The following is a 15,175-nucleotide window of genomic DNA, read 5'->3' as shown; positions in this document are numbered from 1 at the left end:
TCTAGGCGTCGAGATCCTCGGGGACCCGGGCGCCGGCGCGCAGCCCCGCCTCGTCGGCCGCCCTCCGGGCCTCGTCGAGCACCAGGCGTGCCGGGCGTCCCAGCGCCGCCGCCGCGGCGGCGACGTCGTCGAACTCCGGCGTCGCCTGGTGCACCACCTCGCCGTCGTGCGCGACCTTGATCCGCACGCGCCGGCCGGCCACGTCGACCACGCGCCAGCCGCGGCGCAGCACCCGCCGGCGCAGGGGGGCGTGCACGCGCACCCCGATGGTGGAGGTGTGCTCGAACAGCGCCCCCGCGACGGCGTCGACCTCTCCCGGGACGCACAGCACGTGCACCGTGTGCGCCGGGCGGCCCTTCTTCATGAGGATGGGGGAGAGCCAGGCGTCCAGCCCGCCGGCGTCGAGCAGCCCGGTGAGCACGCCCGGCCAGAGGCGGGGGTCGAGGTCGTCGACGTTCGCCTCGACCTGCACCACGTCGAGCGCCTCCGCCGCCTCCTCCGCGCCCGGCGTGGGCGCGGCGTGGGCCGCGGTGGTCTCCCCGACGACGACGCGCACGACGTTCGGGCGGCCGGGCAGGTCCTTGGTGCCCGCCCCGACGCCCACCGCCACGGGAGTCATCGGCGGCAGCGGTCCGCTCGCCGCGGCGAGGGTGCGCACCAGCGCCACGCCCGTGGGGGTGGCGAGCTCGCCGACCTGCCGCGGCGCGCCCGTGCCGTGGTCGTGCGGGTGGTCGTGCCCGTGGTCGTGCGGGTGGACGTCGCCGTCGTGCGCGTGCGGGTGGGCGGGCCCGCCGGCGGGCGGGTGGCTGTGGTCGCCGTCGTGCGCGTGCGGGTGCGCGTGCTCATGCCCGTGGTCGTGCCCGCGCCCCCCGGCCGGCAGGGCGCCCGACAGCACCGGCCACCCGAGCGCGAGCTGGGCCACGGCGGGCACGGGCACCGGGATGTCCCCGTGCGCCACGCGCACCCGGCCCTCGCCGAGCGCGATCGCCGTCGCCGTGACGCGCCCGATCCCGAGCAGCCGCAGCGCCTCGCACACGCCGACGACGTCCGCGATCGAGTCCAGGGCACCCACCTCGTGGAAGTGCACGTCCTCCGGGCTGACGCCGTGCACGTGCCCCTCCGCCGCGGCCAGCCGGGCGAACGTGGCGAGCGCCCGCTCCCGGGTCGTCTCGTGGAGCGGGGCCTGCCGGAGCATCTCGCGCACGTCCGTCCACCGCCGGTGCGGCGGGTCGGCGACGAGCATCTCGACCTCGACCTTGGTGGCCCGCTGCCCGCCCCGCACCGCCTCGGCGCGGGTGAGCCGCACGGACCCCGGCACCACGGCGTCGACGGCGGCCTGGATCTCGCCGAGGTCGGCGCCCGCGTCCACCAGGGCGCCGAGGAGCATGTCCCCGGCTACCCCGGCGCTCACGTCGAGCCAGGCCGCCCGCCCGGCGTTCAGGCCTGGTCCTTCAGGCGGTAGAGCACCTCGCCGGCGTTGTGCACCACGAACGTGTCGGGGTCCGCCTCCATGGCCGCGATGTCCACGTCAGCCGGGTCCATCCACTTGAGGTTGACCGCCTCGACCTGCTCGCGCGGGATGGAGGTGGCGAGGGTGACCGTGACCCGGTTGCGCTCCTCGCCGGTCTCGGCGTCGTAGGTGCCCATGCCGCGCAGGTGCGTGGAGTGCGCGAGCTCGCCCCAGGGGTGGTCCTTGAACTTCTCCCACTGCTTCACGTAGTAGTCGCGGTTGTGGTACCCGATCTTCAGCAGGCCGGGGTGCATGGTGGAGATCTCGGTGATGTGCGGCGCGTAGAGGATGACCTCGCCGCCCTCGGCGACCACCGGCTCGAGCTTGTAGAAGCCCTTCGCCCCGGTCCAGATGTCCTCGTACATGGTCGGCAGGATGGACAGGACCCGCTTGACCGGCTTGTCGAGGTAGGTGATGTGGCTGGCGGCGGCGATCCCGGCCGCGGCGGCCCAAGCGGTCTCGGTGGTCCCGACGCTGACCGAGTGCAGCCGGTCGGTGCCCGCCTCCGTCACCACGGAGACGCACAGCTTCTCCGACGGGATCCGGTCCGCGGCGGCGTTGATGAGTGCCCGCACCGGGGTGATGCCCTTGGTGCCGATCATCTCGAAGGAGGAGATCAGGGCGCCGACCCAGTGGGACATGTCGATGACGTCGTGGCCGGAGAGGCCGGGGAAGAAGTACTTGTTGCCGCCGGAGATGCCCACCACCTCGTGCGGCAGCACGGGGCCGACGACCAGGGCGACGTCGTTCTCCACGACCAGCCGGTTGACGATGACGTGCATGGGCCGGTCGGTGAGCCGGCCGCTTGAGTAGCGGGCGACCTCCTCGGCGGGGATGACCCCCAGGTCGGCGAAGGTCTCCTTCTTCCACCACTCGTGGTTGACGAACGTCCAGCCGGGGTAGGTCTCCTCGCTCCGGCCCGGCTCGAAGCCGAGGAAGCGGCCCATCGCCTCCTCGCTCATGGCGGCGTGGGTGCCGAGCGCGACGACGACCGTCACCTTGGTGGCACGGCCCCGGAGCGCCTCGTGCACCGGGCGCAGCAGGCCGGGCATCGGCACGGAGCGGGTGCCGTCGGGGACGACGAGGGCGATGCTCTTGCCGTCGAGGTCCATCCCGGCGAGCGCGGCGACGATGTGGTCGTGCACCTGCTGGTCGGTAAGCACCACTTCGGGGCCGCCGATCGTCGCGGCCTGCTCGGCCAGCCCGGGGGGAACGGTCGTGGTTTCGGTCATGAGCACGACACTGCCCCCGGGCGCACCCCGGGGGCAAGCCCGTGGGGCCGTTCCCGGCAACTTCCGGCAAGCGCGTGCCGCGACGGCCGCGCCGCTGTGCCGCCCCCCGGGGCACCGTGGCGGCGGTCAGTCCTCGAACCGCTCCATGCGCTCGCGCACCCCGCCGGCGTAGGAGTAGACCTCGCGGCCGTCGATGATGACGTGCTCCGCACGGGAGTAGACGTCGAGCGGGTCGCCCGACCAGACGACGACGTCCCCGTCGAGCCCGGGCGCGAGCGCGCCCACGCGGTCGTCGAGCCCGAGGATGCGGGCCGGGTTGACGGTCAGCGCCCGCAGCGCGACGTCCCGGTCGAGGCCCTCCTTCACGGCGAAGGACGCCTGGTGGACCAGGAAGTTCACCGGCACCACCGGGTGGTCGGTCGTGATGGCCACCTCCACGCCCGCCCGCGCCAGGCGGGCGAGGTTGGCGATGGCGCGGTCGCGGAGCTCGACCTTGGAGCGGTTGCTGATCATCGGCCCGAAGATCACCGGCACCCGCTTCTCGGCCAGCACGTCGGCGATCCGCGCGCCGTCGGTGCCGTGGTTGACCACGAGCCGGTACCCGAACTCCTCGGCGAGCCGGATCGCGGTGGCGATGTCGTCGTGGCGGTGGGTGTGCTGGTCCCAGATCAGCTCGCCGTCGAGGACCCGTGCGAGGGTCTCCCGGGCGAGGTCGCGCTCGAACGGCTTGCCCTCCGCGGCCGCGTGCGCCCGTGCCTCGGCGTAGTTGCGGGCCTGCACGAACGCCTCCCGGAGCACCCGCGCCACCCCCAGGCGCGTGGAAGGCAGCTCCTTGCGGTCGCCGTAGACCCGCTTGGGGTTCTCACCGAGCGCGGACTTCACGGAGACCGCGGCCCTGATGACCTGCTCGTCCACGGTGCGCCCGCCCCAGGTCTTGAGGGCCACCGTCTGCCCGCCGATGGGGTTGCCGGACCCGGGCTTGACGACGGCGGAGGTCACCCCGCCCTCCAGCGCGTCGCGAAAGCCCTCGTCCTCGATGTTGATGGCGTCGAGGGCGCGCACCGCCGCGGCGTTGGGGCCGGTCATCTCGTTGACGTCGTCCCCCGCCCAGCCCTCGCCCTCCTCCAGCACGCCGAGGTGGGCGTGCGCCTCGACGAAGCCGGGCAGCACCCACCGGCCGGAGGCGTCGAGCACCGGCACGCCGTCGGGCACGCGGACGTCGGCGCCCACGGCCTCGATGACGCCGTCCAGCACCAGCACGGTGCCGCGGCCGAGCGGCTCGCCCGCGATGGGCAGCACGCGGCCGCCGACGACGGCGATGCTCCCACCGCGGCGGGGAGGTGGAGGGACTGCGTCGTCTTTTGTCATGCGCCCATACTGCTGCCTTCGCTCCCGCGGCACGGCCCTGCACGCCCACGTGGCCGGTTCGAGGGGCTCGACCCCGCGCGCACGCCGGCGGTTCAATGGGACGACGGCGCATCGACATGCGAGGAGCGGACGATGGGACAGGCACGCGAGGTCATGGACCGGATGACCCAGGCGGCGCTGCGCGAGGACGAGGACGCGGTCGCGGCGTGCTACGCGGAGGACGCGGTCCTCGTGACGCCCGACCAGGGGGAGGTCCGGGGCCGCCGCGCCATCGCGGAGTACCTCAGGAGTCTGGCGGGGCCGTTGTCGGACGCCGACTACGAGTACCTGGCCAAGCACGAGGCCGGTGACGTCGCGATCGACGAGGGATACATCACCGGCACTCACACGGGGCCGCTGCCCCTGCCCGGCGGCGAGACCGCCGAGCCGACCGGCCGCAGCGTCCGGGTGCGGGAGTGCGACGTGGCCACCGTCGAGGGCGGCGTGATCACGACGCACCGCATGTACTTCGACCAGCTGGAGATGCTCGGCCAGCTTGGGCTGCTCCCGCAGGCGGGTGGCGGCGCCGGCGGCTAGGGCACCGGCCAGGTGTGCACCGGCTCGTTGGCGTTCATCCCGCGCATGTACTCGCGCAGCATCTCCGTCAGCGCCGCGGTGCGGTCCATGCCCCGCGCCTCGAAGGCCTCGGTGGCGGCCACCTGCCAGCTCGCGCCGTTGACCCGCTGCTTCGCGCGCGCCTCGACGATCCCGAGGTACCGGTCGACGGCCTCGGCCGACACCCCCAGGCGCTCCAGGCCCTGCTGCGCCAGTGGCAGGAGGACCCGCAGCACGAGCTCGTCCCAGTCCACCTGGCCCGCGCCGGGCCAGTACAGGCGCGCCTGCGCCCCGTGGCGGGCGCCGGCCCGGAAGTTCTCGCGCGCCGCCTCGAAGCTCATCCGCGACCAGACGGGCCTCGGGTCGCTCACCATCTCCACCGCCGCGCCGTAGAAGAAGGCGGCGTTGGCGAGGATGTCGACGACGGTCGGGCCGGAGGGCAGCACGCGGTTCTCCACCCGCAGGTGCGGCCGCCCGTCCGAGACGTCGTAGATCGGGCGGTTCCACCGGTAGATGGTGCCGTTGTGCAGGCGCAGCTCGGCGAGCTCGGGCGTGCCGCCGGCGTCGAGGACGGCGAGCGGGTCCTCCTCGCCGACCTCCGGCAGCAGGGCCGGGTAGTAGCGGACGTTCTCCTCGAAGAGGTCGAAGATGGAGTTGATCCACCGGTCGCCGAACGGCACCAGCGGCCGCACACCCTGGTTGCGCAGCTCCGGCGGGCGGGTGTCGGTGGCCTGCAGGAACAGCTCGGTGCGGGTCTCGGCCATGAGCCGGTGGCCGAAGAGGTAGGGCGAGTTCGCGCCCAGCGCCAGCTGCGGCCCGGCGAGCACCTGGGCGGCGTTCCAGTACCGGGCGAAGCTCGTGGGCCGGACCTGCAGGTGCAGCTGCACGGAGGTGCACGCCGCCTCCACCGCGATGGTGTCGGTGGACAGCCGGAGCCGCTCGGGCCCCGGGATGTCCAGGGTGACGTCCTCGCGCCTCGCGGTGAGCACCGCCTCGTCGAGCATGCGGTAGCGGGCGTTGTCCGAGAACCACGAGCGCCCCGGGCTCGGCGGGGGCAGCGTGGGCAGCATCCCGATCATCACGATGTCGGAGCCGACGTCGCCGGCGCGGTCGCGTGCCCGGTTGAGGTTCTTGCGCAGCGCGCTCTCGAGCTGGAGCAGCGACTGTCCGTCGATGCGGCGCGGCTCGACGTTCAGCTCGATGTTGAACCGGCCGAGCTCGGTCTGGTAGCGCCAGTCGTCGATGTGCGCGAGCACCTCGGCGTTGTTCATGGCGGGCCGCAGCTCCGGGTCGACGAGGTTGAGCTCGATCTCCAGGCCGGTGCGCCACTCGTCCTCGACGAACAACCCCTCGGAGAGCATCCGTTCCAGCGCGTCGAGGCACCGCTGCACCGCCCGGCGGTACTGGGTGTGGTCGGCGCGGGTGTAGCTCCTCGCTCGGACGTCCTGGCCCAATGGTCACCTCCTGCCGGCACGGGCGCCCGGCGGGGCGCCCGGCTCAAGGATGAAGGCCACGGACTTCACGTGCACGCCGGGCAGGCCGCGCTGGCCGTCAGCGCCGCGCCGGGCGGCGGACGGGCCGGGGGAGCGGCCACAATGGCGGGGATGGACGGGAAGCGGAGCGGCCGACGGCGCTGGGAGTGGTGGCACCGGCAGACGACGGCCACCCGGCGTGCCCTGCGCACCGCCGCGACGCTGCTCGTCACCGGCCTGCTCGCGGCATCGCTCGGCGTCTCGACCGCCTCGACCCACTCCTCGCTGGGCCCGCACAAGGCCGACTACCACGTCACCCTCGACCGCCAGGTGAGCGTCCAGCTCGGCCCGCTCGGCGCGGTCATCATCGACTCCCCGCTGCCGTGGCCGCTGGGCGTGGCCGTGGTGGTGGAGGAGATCCCCAGCGACCTTGCGGGCGGCTCGAGCCCCCTGCCGGGGCTCATGGCCGACGTGCAGTCCTACGGCCACCTCCTCAGCGCCCCGGAGGCCGCCGTCGCCGACGCCGTCCGTGGCCTGGTGGGCGACGCACTCGGCCGCACCGCGGTGGCCTGGTCCGCGATGCTCGTGCTGCTGGCCGCCGCGCGGCTCGCCTCCCGCGGGCGGCTGCGCGACGAGGTCAAGGCGGCCCTCGCCCGGCCGGGCGTGGCCGCGCTGTGCGGGGCGGTGGCGGTCAGCGTCATCGCCGCCGTCGTCGTGCCCGCCGCGCGCCAGCACAGCCCCGCCGGCAGCAGCCCCGCCGTGCTGGAGGGCACCCCGCTCGAGGGCGCCCGGATCACCGGCCGGCTGGCGGACGTGGTGGCCGCGTACGGTCCGGTGGTGAAGGAGGCGTACCTCAGCAACGAGAGGTTCTACGACCGGGCGGCGGACAACGTGGTCGCGGCGTTCGAGGCCGACCCCCAGCCGCGCGGGCCCGCACCGGCCGAGGAGGCGGGAGGGGCCACGGACGGCGCCGGCGAGAGCACCGACGGCGACACGCACGACGAGGCCGAGCAGCCCGGCGTGGCGGCGGGCGACGGGGTGGCGGCGGCCCCGTCCGCCACCGAGGCCGGCGACGGCGACGGGGAGACCGCGCCCGACCCGGTGACCCTCCTTCTCGTCTCGGACCTGCACTGCAACGTCGGCATGGCCCGCGTGGTGGCGGCGGCTCTGGAGCAGTCCGGCGCGGCGGCGCTGCTCGACGCCGGCGACACGGTCATGAGCGGGACCTCGGTGGAGTCCTACTGCGTCAACGCGTTCGCGAACGCGGTGCCGGACGACGTCCCGGTGGTCGTGGCCACCGGCAACCACGACTCCGAGACGACGGCCGGGCAGGAGCGCGAGGCGGGCTGGACGGTGCTCGCTGGCGAGGTCGTCGAGGTCGCCGGGGTGCGGATCCTCGGGGAGACCGACCCGACCCTGACCGCGGTGGGGGCGGGCGGCACGCGCCCGGAACGGGGCGAGACCATCCCCGAGCTGGCGCGGCGCATGGCCGAGGTCGCGTGCGCCACCGACGACGGGGTCGACCTGCTCCTGGTGCACAACCCCCGCGTGGGGCAGCCCGCGCTCGACGCCGGCTGCGCCCGGCTGCAGCTCTCCGGCCACTGGCACCGCACGGAGGGCCCCGAGGTGCTCGGGCAGGGCGTGCGGTACGTCAGCAGCTCCACCGGCGGCGGCGCGGAGGGCCGGGCCACCGTGGGTCCGCTGTCGGCGGACGCCGAGCTCACCGTCGTCCGGGTGGACCGCACCACGGGGAGGCCGATGGACCTGCGCCGCATCCGGGTGGGGACCGACGCGTCGGTGAAGCTCGGCCCGTGGGTGCCGATGCCGGTGCCGGACGGCGCGGCAGGCGTGCCGGACGGCGCGGTGCCCAACGGGACGGACGGTGGAGCGCCCGACGGCGTGGGGCCCGACGGCGCGGAGGCGGACGGCGGACCTCTGGGTCAGGACGCAGCGCCGTCCGGCGGCTGAGCCGGCTCAGTGCCGTCTCAGGCGAGGCCGTCTCAGGCGAGCGCCGGGGAGCCCAGCTCGGCGGGGACGCGGTCGCCGTGCCCGGCGTCGCGCAGCGCCTGGCGCACCTTCTCCGCCGCGGCGTCCAGCTCCTCGGCGGGCAGGTCGTGCCGCGCGTTGTCGAACCGCAGGGAGGCCTCGTCCCACGCCGGCAGCACGTGCAGGTGCAGGTGGTCGACCTCGAAGCCCGCGACCAGCACCGCCGCGCGGGGGGAACCGTAGGCCGCCTGCTGGGCGCGGCCCACCTCCTTCGCCACGAGCGCGAGGTGCGACAGGACGTCGTCGGGCGCCTCCGTGTACTGCACGAGCTCCTCGCGCGGGACCACGAGCATGTGCCCGTCGGTGATGGGGGCGATCGTGGAGAAGACGACGCAGGTGTCGTCCGCCCACACGAACCGGCCCGGCAGCTCGCCGTCGATGATCCTGGTGAACACGGTGCTCATGCGGCTCATCCTGGCACTTCTCCCGCGCCGGCCGGTGCGGGTCAGCGCCGGGGCGCCGCGATCTGCGCCGCCAGGTGGCCGCCGCCGTACCCGTTGTCGATGTTGACCACGCCGACGCCGGGGGCGCAGGAGTTCAGCATCGTCAGCAGCGCGGAGAGGCCCTGGAAGCTGGCGCCGTAACCCACGGAGGTGGGCACCGCCACGACGGGGGCGGACACCAGGCCGGCCACCACGCCCGGCAGCGCGCCGTCCATCCCCGCGACGACGACGATGGCCGCGGCCCGGCGCAGCGTGTCCACGCGCGCGAGGATCCGGTGGAGCCCGGCGATGCCGACGTCGACGACGAGCTCGGTGGGCCGTCCCAGGTAGCGGGCGGTGAGCTCCGCCTCGCGGGCCACGGGCAGGTCCGAGGTGCCCGCGCAGGCCACCACCACCAGGCCGCCCGTGGGCTCGGGCGGCTCCGCCGGCCAGGCGAGGAGCCGCGCCTCCGGCTCGTGGCGCGCGTCGGTGAGCACCCGCAGGATCGCAGTGGCGCGCTCGTGGTCGGCCCGCGTGAACAGGGTGGCGGCGCCGTCACCCCGCTCGAGGAGGGCCGTGGCGATCGCGCGCAGCTGGGCGGGGGACTTGCCCTCGCAGAAGACGGCCTCGGGGTAGCCGCGCCGGCGCACGCGGTCGTGGTCGAGCGTGGCGACGCCGTCGACGGTGGTCTCGGCGTCGCCGCCGACCGCGCCGTCCGCCGTGGCGACGACCGGGTCGGTGCGGTACTCAGCCACGGCTGGCCACCTGCAGCAGGGGCAGGGTGAAGGCCCCGGACTGGATGCCGCGCAGGTCCACGACGACGTACCGGAAGCCGGCGGCGCCGATGCCCTCCTCGAGGGCGGTGCGGACGTCCTCCTCGGCCGCGCGGGGGATCTCGGCCCTGGGCAGCTCGATCCGGGCGATGTCGCCGTGATGGCGCACACGGCCGTCGGAGAACCCGAGCTCGCGCAGCACCTCCTCGGCGCGCTCGATCTGCCGCAGCTTCTCGGCGGTGACCTCCTGGCCGTGCGGGATGCGGGAGGCCAGGCAGGGCGCGGCGGGCTTGTCGGCGACCGGCAGCTCGATGGCCCGCGCGACCTCGCGGACCTGCTTCTTCGTCAGGCCGGCCACGGACAGCGGCCTCAGCACCCGGTGGTTGGTGGCCGCCTGGGAGCCGGGCCGGTCGGGGCGGCGGGCGTCGTCGGCGTTCTCGCCGTACGCGACGGCGGCCAGGCCGTGCGCGGCGACCAGGTCGTCGGAGATGCGGGTGAAGAGCTCGTCCTTGCAGAAGAAGCAGCGGTCCACGCCGTTGCGGACGTAGTCGGGGTTCTCGCCCTCGTGGGTCTCGATCTCCACCACACGTGCCCCGATGAACTCCGCGGTGGAGTGCGCCAGGGCGCGCTCGGAGCGGGCCAGGGAGGGGGAGACGCCCAGCAGCGCGACGACGTCCTGCGCGCCCAGCGTGCGCACCGCCAGCGCCAGCAGCAGCGCCGAGTCGACGCCGCCGGAGTAGGCGACCCCGAGCGGGGCCGCTCCGGCCAGCTCCGTGCCGACGGCGTCGGCGAGCCTGAGCGTCTCGCCGCTGAGCTTGTCGAACCGTGCTGACACGTCTCGTCCTCTCTGTCTCGGTCACCCTACGTCGTGCGGCCGGCGGCGGATGGGCCGCACGGTCCGCGTAGCGCGGGCCGGCCGGCACGGGAGGTCCCGCACCGGCCGACCCGCGTGGCGCGCGCGTCAGCCGGCGGCGGTCCAGCGGCGGCGCAGCAGGTGCGCCGCGGCCTTGGGCCGGCGGTCGCGGGTGAAGGCACCCTTCTTGTTGCCGTCCACGCGCACGATGCCGCGCGAGGTGGCGAAGTCGGCGAAGTTCCACACGTGCTCGCCGGACATCGCCGCGTGGCGTTCGAAGACCCGGTGGTACATGTCGAGCAGCTCGCCCTGGTACTCTTCGGACCACATGGCCCCGGTGAGGTCGTGCAGGCCCGCGACGGTGTCCGCGCCGTACTCGGTCATGAGGATCGGCTTGCCGTGGGCCTCCCACTGCGCCAGCTCGTCCTCGAGCGCCGCCTCGGCCGCGGCGAGGTCGCCGGAGCTGGCGTACCAGCCGTAGTAGCGGTTGATCATGATGACGTCGCTGTACTTGACCAGCAGGTCGACGTCGGCCTTGGAGTACATGACGTTCACGAAGCCGACGGGGCGGTGCGGGTCGAGCTCGCGGGCGAGCTCGAACAGCGGCTGGAAGTACTCCTCGGACTCCGGGGTGTGCGACTCCGGCTCGTTCGAGATGGACCACAGCACGACGGCGGGGCGGTTCTTGTCCCGCTGGATCAGCTCCCGGATCGCCGCGGCGTGCGCCTCGCGCGTCTTGTGGCTGACCGCCTCGGGCGAGAACACCTTGTCGATCCGCGTGCCGAGCACCTGCGCCACCGCGGCGTTCATGCCCACGGCGGCCGTCTCGTCGATCACGACGACGCCGTGCGCGTCGGCGTAGTCCATGAACTCTTCGGAGTACGGGTAGTGCGAGGTGCGGAAGGAGTTGGCCCCGATCCAGCGCAGCAGCTCGAAGTCGTGGACCATCTCGGCGTCGTCGTGGCCCTTGCCGCGCGTGTTGTGGTCCTCGTGCATGCCGAAGCCGCGGAAGTAGAACGGCACGCCGTTGATGAGGAAGTCGGTGCCGCGCACCTCGACGGTGCGCACGCCGACCTTCTGCAGGTAGCTGTCCACCACCGCGTCGCCGTCGAGCACCTCGACGACGAGGTCGTACTGGTAGCCCTCGCCCGGCTGCCACAGGTGCGCGTCGGGCACCCGCAGCTCGCCCGAGGCGCCGGTGCCGCTCGCCACCTCGCCGCCGTCGGCGTCCAGCAGGCGCACCCGGACCTGCGCGCCGGCGTCGGCCCCGCCGACCACCACGTCGTAGCGCACGGTGCCGGTGACGCCCGGCGTCGTGGGGTCGCCGTCGACGCCGGTGACGACGGTGATGTCCTCGACGTACGTGGCGGGGGTGGCGTAGAGCCAGACCGGGCGGTGCAGGCCGGCGTAGTTGAAGAAGTCGTGCATGTACTTCTGGCGCTTGCCGTGGGGGGTGTCCTCCACGATGCCCGGCGGGATGGTCTCCCACGTCAGCGTGTTGTCCACGACCGCGGTGACGCGCACCTCCTCGCCTGGCGAGACCAGCCCGGTGACGTCCGCCTCGAACGGCGTGTAGCCGCCGGAGTGGCTCATGACCTCGGTGTCGTTCGCCCAGACGGTGGCGTGGTGGGTGGCGGCGTCGAACCGCAGGACCACCCGCTGGTCCGCCCAGCCGCGGGGCACCCGCGCCGTGGTCTGGTACCAGACGTCACCCACGTGGTCGTGCAGCTCGCGGCCCGGGACGATGTCGTTGTAGCTGGCCGGGACGGGCATGTCGATCGCCTCCGCCAGCGGCGCGGCGAACCAGCGCGCCTGGCGGCCGGTGCCGTCGGCGTCGGCGCGGAAGCGCCACAGACCGGCCAGCGAGCGTCGTTCGCGGGTGGGGGAGTCCTGGGGGCGGAGCATGCGTGTCCCTTTCGTGCGGTGTGCTGGGTCTCGTGCGGGAAGGACCGGGGGTGGGCGGCGCGCGCGGGCGGCCGACGCGAGGCGCCCCCGCCCCGGTCACCAGGGCGGGGGCGTCAGGCCGGCTCAGCGCTGGTCAGGAAGGTTCTCGTCCGTCTCGGGCGCCGTGCCGGCGGTGGCGGCGAGCTCGGGGTGGAGCTCCAGGTGCCGCTTGGCGCGGTTGGCCTGGATGCCGGCCATGATCTCGCGGAAGCGCGCCTCGGTGAGCGGGTAGCGCCACATGATCAGGAAGGCGATGGCGAAGAGCACGGTGGGCAGGACGGCGACGGCGGTCTCCATGCCGTCCAGCACGGACTGCGGCTGGACATCCTCGGCACCGTTGTAGCCGATGAACGCCAGGGCGTAGGAACCGAGGGCCGCGCCGACGGCCTGGCCGACCTTGCGGACGAAGGAGAACGCGGAGTACGTGGCGCCCTCGGTGCGGATGCCGGTCTTGTACTCGCCGTACTCGACGGTGTCGGCCTCCAGCGCCCAGGTCATGGTGTTCAGGAGAGCCATGCCGAGGCCGACGAGGAACAGGCCGAAGAGGCTGAGGAGCAGGCTGTTGGCCAGGCCGAAGATGATGCCGCCCGCGATGGCCACCACGCAGGCGGTCATGAAGCCGTGCTTCTTGCCGAGCTTGCGGGTCACGGTCGGACCGAACGGGCCGACGTAGAGGACCGCGCCGGTGGTGATGATCGTCACGACAGAGGCGAGCCAGTTGCCGGCGCCGGCGTACCGGGCGAGGGCGTCGTTGGCGATGTAGATGGCCAGGGCGCCGACAACGTTCTGCGCGGTGAGGTAGAAGAAGGACGAGGCGCACAGGCGCATCAGTGGCTTGTTCTGCCGCACCGTGGCGATGGTGTCCTTGAGGGAGACCTTCTCCACCTCGCGGTAGACGGTCTCCTTCGCGGTGAGGAAGGTGAAGGCGAACATCGCGGTGCCGATGACCAGGAAGATGATCGCGACGACGAGGAACGTGGTGGCGAGGTCCTCGGCCGCCTTGATCTGCGGGGCGAGGAGGACCGAGAGCAGCAGGATGGCGGTGCCGGAGCCGACCATGCGGGCCGAGGCGAGGCGGGAGCGGTCGACCGGGTCCTGGCTCATCGCGCCGGCGAGGGAGCCGTAGGGGATGTTGACCATCGAGTAGAGCAGCCCCATGAGGGCGTAGGAGCTCACGGCCCACACGATCTTGAGCGTGTAGTCGTCGACCGGGATCCAGAAGCACAGCAGGTTCGAGGCCAGGAGCGGCACGGAGTACCAGAGCAGGAAGGGGCGGAACTTGCCCCACCGGGTCATGGTGCGGTCGACCATCCGGCCGGCGAAGAGGTCGGCGAAGGCGTCCCAGATCTTGACGAAGAGGAAGATGCTGCCGGCGTGGGCCGGGTCGATGCCGGCCACGTCCGTGTAGAAGACCAGGAGGAAGAGCCCGGTCATCTGGAAGGCGATGTTGCACCCGAGGTCCCCGGCGCCGTAGCCGATGATGGTCTTCCTCGACAGGTGCGGCCCGGAGGGCTGAGAGGCCGCCGACGGCGCGGCGGTGGTGCTCATGGTTGTCATGTCTGGCTCCTCAGCGCCGGCGGACAACCTGGGGGCCCACGACGCGGCGGGTGGTGGACGCAGCCACCAATGGACGAAATGGTGAGTCCATTGAGTCACCGGCCGAGGACGGCGGCAAAACCGTTGCCATGTGTTGCAGACCGGTTGCCGCCGGTTGCCCGTGCCGGTCGCGGGGGAGCGAGCGGTTACTCTGGACCTCGGCGTCTGGCAAGCGGATGCCACTTCTTGCCACCGCCGCCCGGCGGGCAGATCCGAGGAGGTGCGCGCCGGTGGGCGACGCAGACGGCCCCGTGGCCGGCGTTGGAGACGTGCCCGACGCCGATGCCGGAGACCTCCGCCGGCGACGCGGCTCGCCGACCATCTACGACGTCGCCCAGGCGGCCGGGGTCGCCCCCTCCACGGTGTCGCGGACGTTCTCCCGGCCCGGCCGGGTCAACTCCGAGACCGCGGCGCGCATCCGGCAGGTGGCGGCCGACCTCGGATACCGGACCAACCCGATGGCGCGGGCGCTGGCCACCACCCACAGCAGCCTGCTCGCGCTCGTGGTCCCGGACATCACCAACCCGGTGTACTTCGAGATCATCAACGGCGTGCAGGACGAGGCCGCGGAGGCCGGCTACACCGTCCTGCTGGTCGACTCGCGCGAGTCCGACAAGCGCGAGCGCGAGGCCCTCGAACGCGCGCTGCCCATCGTCGACGGCATCGTGCTGGGCACCTCGCGGATGTCGGACGCGGCGATCCGGATGGTCGCCAAGCAGAAGCCCATGGTGGCGCTCAACCGGGCGGTCCGGGAGATCCCGTCGGTGGTCCCCGACAACGCGCGCGGTGTGCGCCGGGCCCTGGAGCACCTCGGGGAGCTGGGCCACGACCCGGTGACCTACCTGGCGGGGCCCGAGGCCTCGTGGGCGGACGGCATGCGCTGGCGCGGGCTGCGGGAGGCCTCGCTGGAGCTGGCCGTCCACGTCCGCCGGCTGGGCCCGCTCTCGCCGACCGTGGCCGGCGGCGTCACCGGCGCGAAGGCGTGGCTGCAGGCCCCCACCACCGGTGTCATCGCCTACAACGACCTCGTCGCCATCGGCTTCATCCGCTACCTCACCTCGCACGGGGTGCAGGTGCCGGAGGACGTCTCGGTGGTCGGCTACGACAACATCTTCGCCGCCGACCTCATCACGCCGCCGCTCACCACCGTGGCGACCCCGCGCCGGGCGCTCGGCGCCGCCGCTGTGCGTAACGTCGTCGCCCAGATCAAGGGCGCGCACCCCCGTGGCGGGCCGCCCGTCGTCGTCCCGGTGAAGCTGGTCGAGCGCCTCAGCACCGGTCCGGCCCCCGACCACCTGACGAGCCGGGTGCGCCCGGCCGACTCCGGCCTGCCCGCGCGCTGAGCCGACGCCGCGGCGGGCCGTC

At 73.7% G+C, this 15,175-nt stretch carries 12 protein-coding genes; 3 read left to right on the top strand and 9 right to left on the bottom strand.

Going from position 1 to position 15,175, the window contains the following annotated elements; all coding sequences use genetic code 11:
• Position 1 precedes the first annotated feature (1 nt).
• The 3 genes from larC to ACF0H8_RS13575 all read right to left on the bottom strand — a co-directional run bounded on the left by larC (position 2) and on the right by ACF0H8_RS13575 (position 4,110).
• Complete coding sequence (gene larC, locus ACF0H8_RS13585; RefSeq protein ID WP_395289433.1) at positions 2 to 1,411, bottom strand: nickel insertion protein; 1,410 nt, start codon at positions 1,409 to 1,411, stop codon at positions 2 to 4.
• 26 nt (positions 1,412 to 1,437) lie between these two features.
• Positions 1,438 to 2,742 (bottom strand): lactate racemase domain-containing protein, encoded by a 1,305-nt coding sequence (locus ACF0H8_RS13580; protein WP_395289432.1) that lies wholly within the window; start codon positions 2,740 to 2,742, stop codon positions 1,438 to 1,440.
• Between the two features lie 126 nt (positions 2,743 to 2,868).
• Positions 2,869 to 4,110 (bottom strand): amidohydrolase, encoded by a 1,242-nt coding sequence (locus tag ACF0H8_RS13575; RefSeq protein ID WP_395289431.1) that lies wholly within the window; start codon positions 4,108 to 4,110, stop codon positions 2,869 to 2,871.
• 132 nt (positions 4,111 to 4,242) lie between these two features.
• On the opposite strand from ACF0H8_RS13575, the gene ACF0H8_RS13570 reads away from it, so the two are divergent.
• Positions 4,243 to 4,686, top strand: a complete 444-nt coding sequence (locus ACF0H8_RS13570) for an ester cyclase (protein ID WP_395289430.1) — start codon at positions 4,243 to 4,245, stop codon at positions 4,684 to 4,686.
• Here ACF0H8_RS13570 and ACF0H8_RS13565 read toward each other — a convergent pair.
• Entirely contained in the window at positions 4,683 to 6,158 is a 1,476-nt protein-coding gene (locus ACF0H8_RS13565; protein WP_395289429.1) for a glutamate--cysteine ligase, read from the bottom strand. The genes ACF0H8_RS13570 and ACF0H8_RS13565 overlap by 4 nt on opposite strands.
• A gap of 150 nt (positions 6,159 to 6,308) precedes the next feature.
• Between ACF0H8_RS13565 and ACF0H8_RS13560 the strand changes: the two genes are divergently transcribed.
• Positions 6,309 to 8,144 (top strand): metallophosphoesterase, encoded by a 1,836-nt coding sequence (locus ACF0H8_RS13560; protein ID WP_395289428.1) that lies wholly within the window; start codon positions 6,309 to 6,311, stop codon positions 8,142 to 8,144.
• Between the two features lie 32 nt (positions 8,145 to 8,176).
• Here ACF0H8_RS13560 and ACF0H8_RS13555 read toward each other — a convergent pair whose 3' ends face one another.
• The 5 genes from ACF0H8_RS13555 to ACF0H8_RS13535 all read right to left on the bottom strand — a co-directional run bounded on the left by ACF0H8_RS13555 (position 8,177) and on the right by ACF0H8_RS13535 (position 13,771).
• Positions 8,177 to 8,626, bottom strand: coding sequence for an HIT family protein (locus tag ACF0H8_RS13555; protein ID WP_395289427.1), 450 nt, complete (start codon positions 8,624 to 8,626; stop codon positions 8,177 to 8,179).
• Between the two features lie 41 nt (positions 8,627 to 8,667).
• Entirely contained in the window at positions 8,668 to 9,399 is a 732-nt protein-coding gene (gene larB, locus ACF0H8_RS13550) for a nickel pincer cofactor biosynthesis protein LarB (protein ID WP_395289426.1), read from the bottom strand.
• On the bottom strand, positions 9,392 to 10,252 hold the full coding sequence (larE, locus tag ACF0H8_RS13545; protein WP_395289425.1) for an ATP-dependent sacrificial sulfur transferase LarE: 861 nt from the start codon (positions 10,250 to 10,252) through the stop codon (positions 9,392 to 9,394). Before larE ends, larB begins: the two co-directional genes overlap by 8 nt.
• A gap of 126 nt (positions 10,253 to 10,378) precedes the next feature.
• Positions 10,379 to 12,175, bottom strand: coding sequence for a beta-glucuronidase (gene uidA / locus ACF0H8_RS13540; protein ID WP_395289424.1), 1,797 nt, complete (start codon positions 12,173 to 12,175; stop codon positions 10,379 to 10,381).
• Positions 12,176 to 12,298: 123 nt separating this feature from the next.
• On the bottom strand, positions 12,299 to 13,771 hold the full coding sequence (locus ACF0H8_RS13535) for a glycoside-pentoside-hexuronide (GPH):cation symporter (protein ID WP_395289423.1): 1,473 nt from the start codon (positions 13,769 to 13,771) through the stop codon (positions 12,299 to 12,301).
• 269 nt (positions 13,772 to 14,040) lie between these two features.
• On the opposite strand from ACF0H8_RS13535, the gene ACF0H8_RS13530 reads away from it, so the two are divergent.
• Complete coding sequence (locus ACF0H8_RS13530; RefSeq protein ID WP_395289422.1) at positions 14,041 to 15,153, top strand: LacI family DNA-binding transcriptional regulator; 1,113 nt, start codon at positions 14,041 to 14,043, stop codon at positions 15,151 to 15,153.
• Positions 15,154 to 15,175: the final 22 nt, after the last annotated feature.

It is taken from the genome of Georgenia sp. AZ-5 (genome assembly GCF_043952095.1).
Lineage (GTDB): Bacteria > Actinomycetota > Actinomycetes > Actinomycetales > Actinomycetaceae > Georgenia.
Note: the sequence above shows the minus strand (reverse complement) of the source record. Positions and strands in the feature narration are given on the sequence as shown.

Excerpts from the sequence above, each read along its gene's own strand:
- ACF0H8_RS13580 (WP_395289432.1), bottom strand. The coding sequence starts at position 2,742 with ATGACCGAAACCACGACCGTTCCCCCCGGGCTGGCCGAGCAGGCCGCG.
- ACF0H8_RS13575 (WP_395289431.1), bottom strand. The coding sequence starts at position 4,110 with ATGACAAAAGACGACGCAGTCCCTCCACCTCCCCGCCGCGGTGGGAGC.
- ACF0H8_RS13570 (WP_395289430.1), top strand. The coding sequence starts at position 4,243 with ATGGGACAGGCACGCGAGGTCATGGACCGGATGACCCAGGCGGCGCTG.
- ACF0H8_RS13560 (WP_395289428.1), top strand. The coding sequence starts at position 6,309 with ATGGACGGGAAGCGGAGCGGCCGACGGCGCTGGGAGTGGTGGCACCGG.
- ACF0H8_RS13555 (WP_395289427.1), bottom strand. The coding sequence starts at position 8,626 with ATGAGCACCGTGTTCACCAGGATCATCGACGGCGAGCTGCCGGGCCGG.
- uidA (WP_395289424.1), bottom strand. The coding sequence starts at position 12,175 with ATGCTCCGCCCCCAGGACTCCCCCACCCGCGAACGACGCTCGCTGGCC.
- ACF0H8_RS13535 (WP_395289423.1), bottom strand. The coding sequence starts at position 13,771 with ATGACAACCATGAGCACCACCGCCGCGCCGTCGGCGGCCTCTCAGCCC.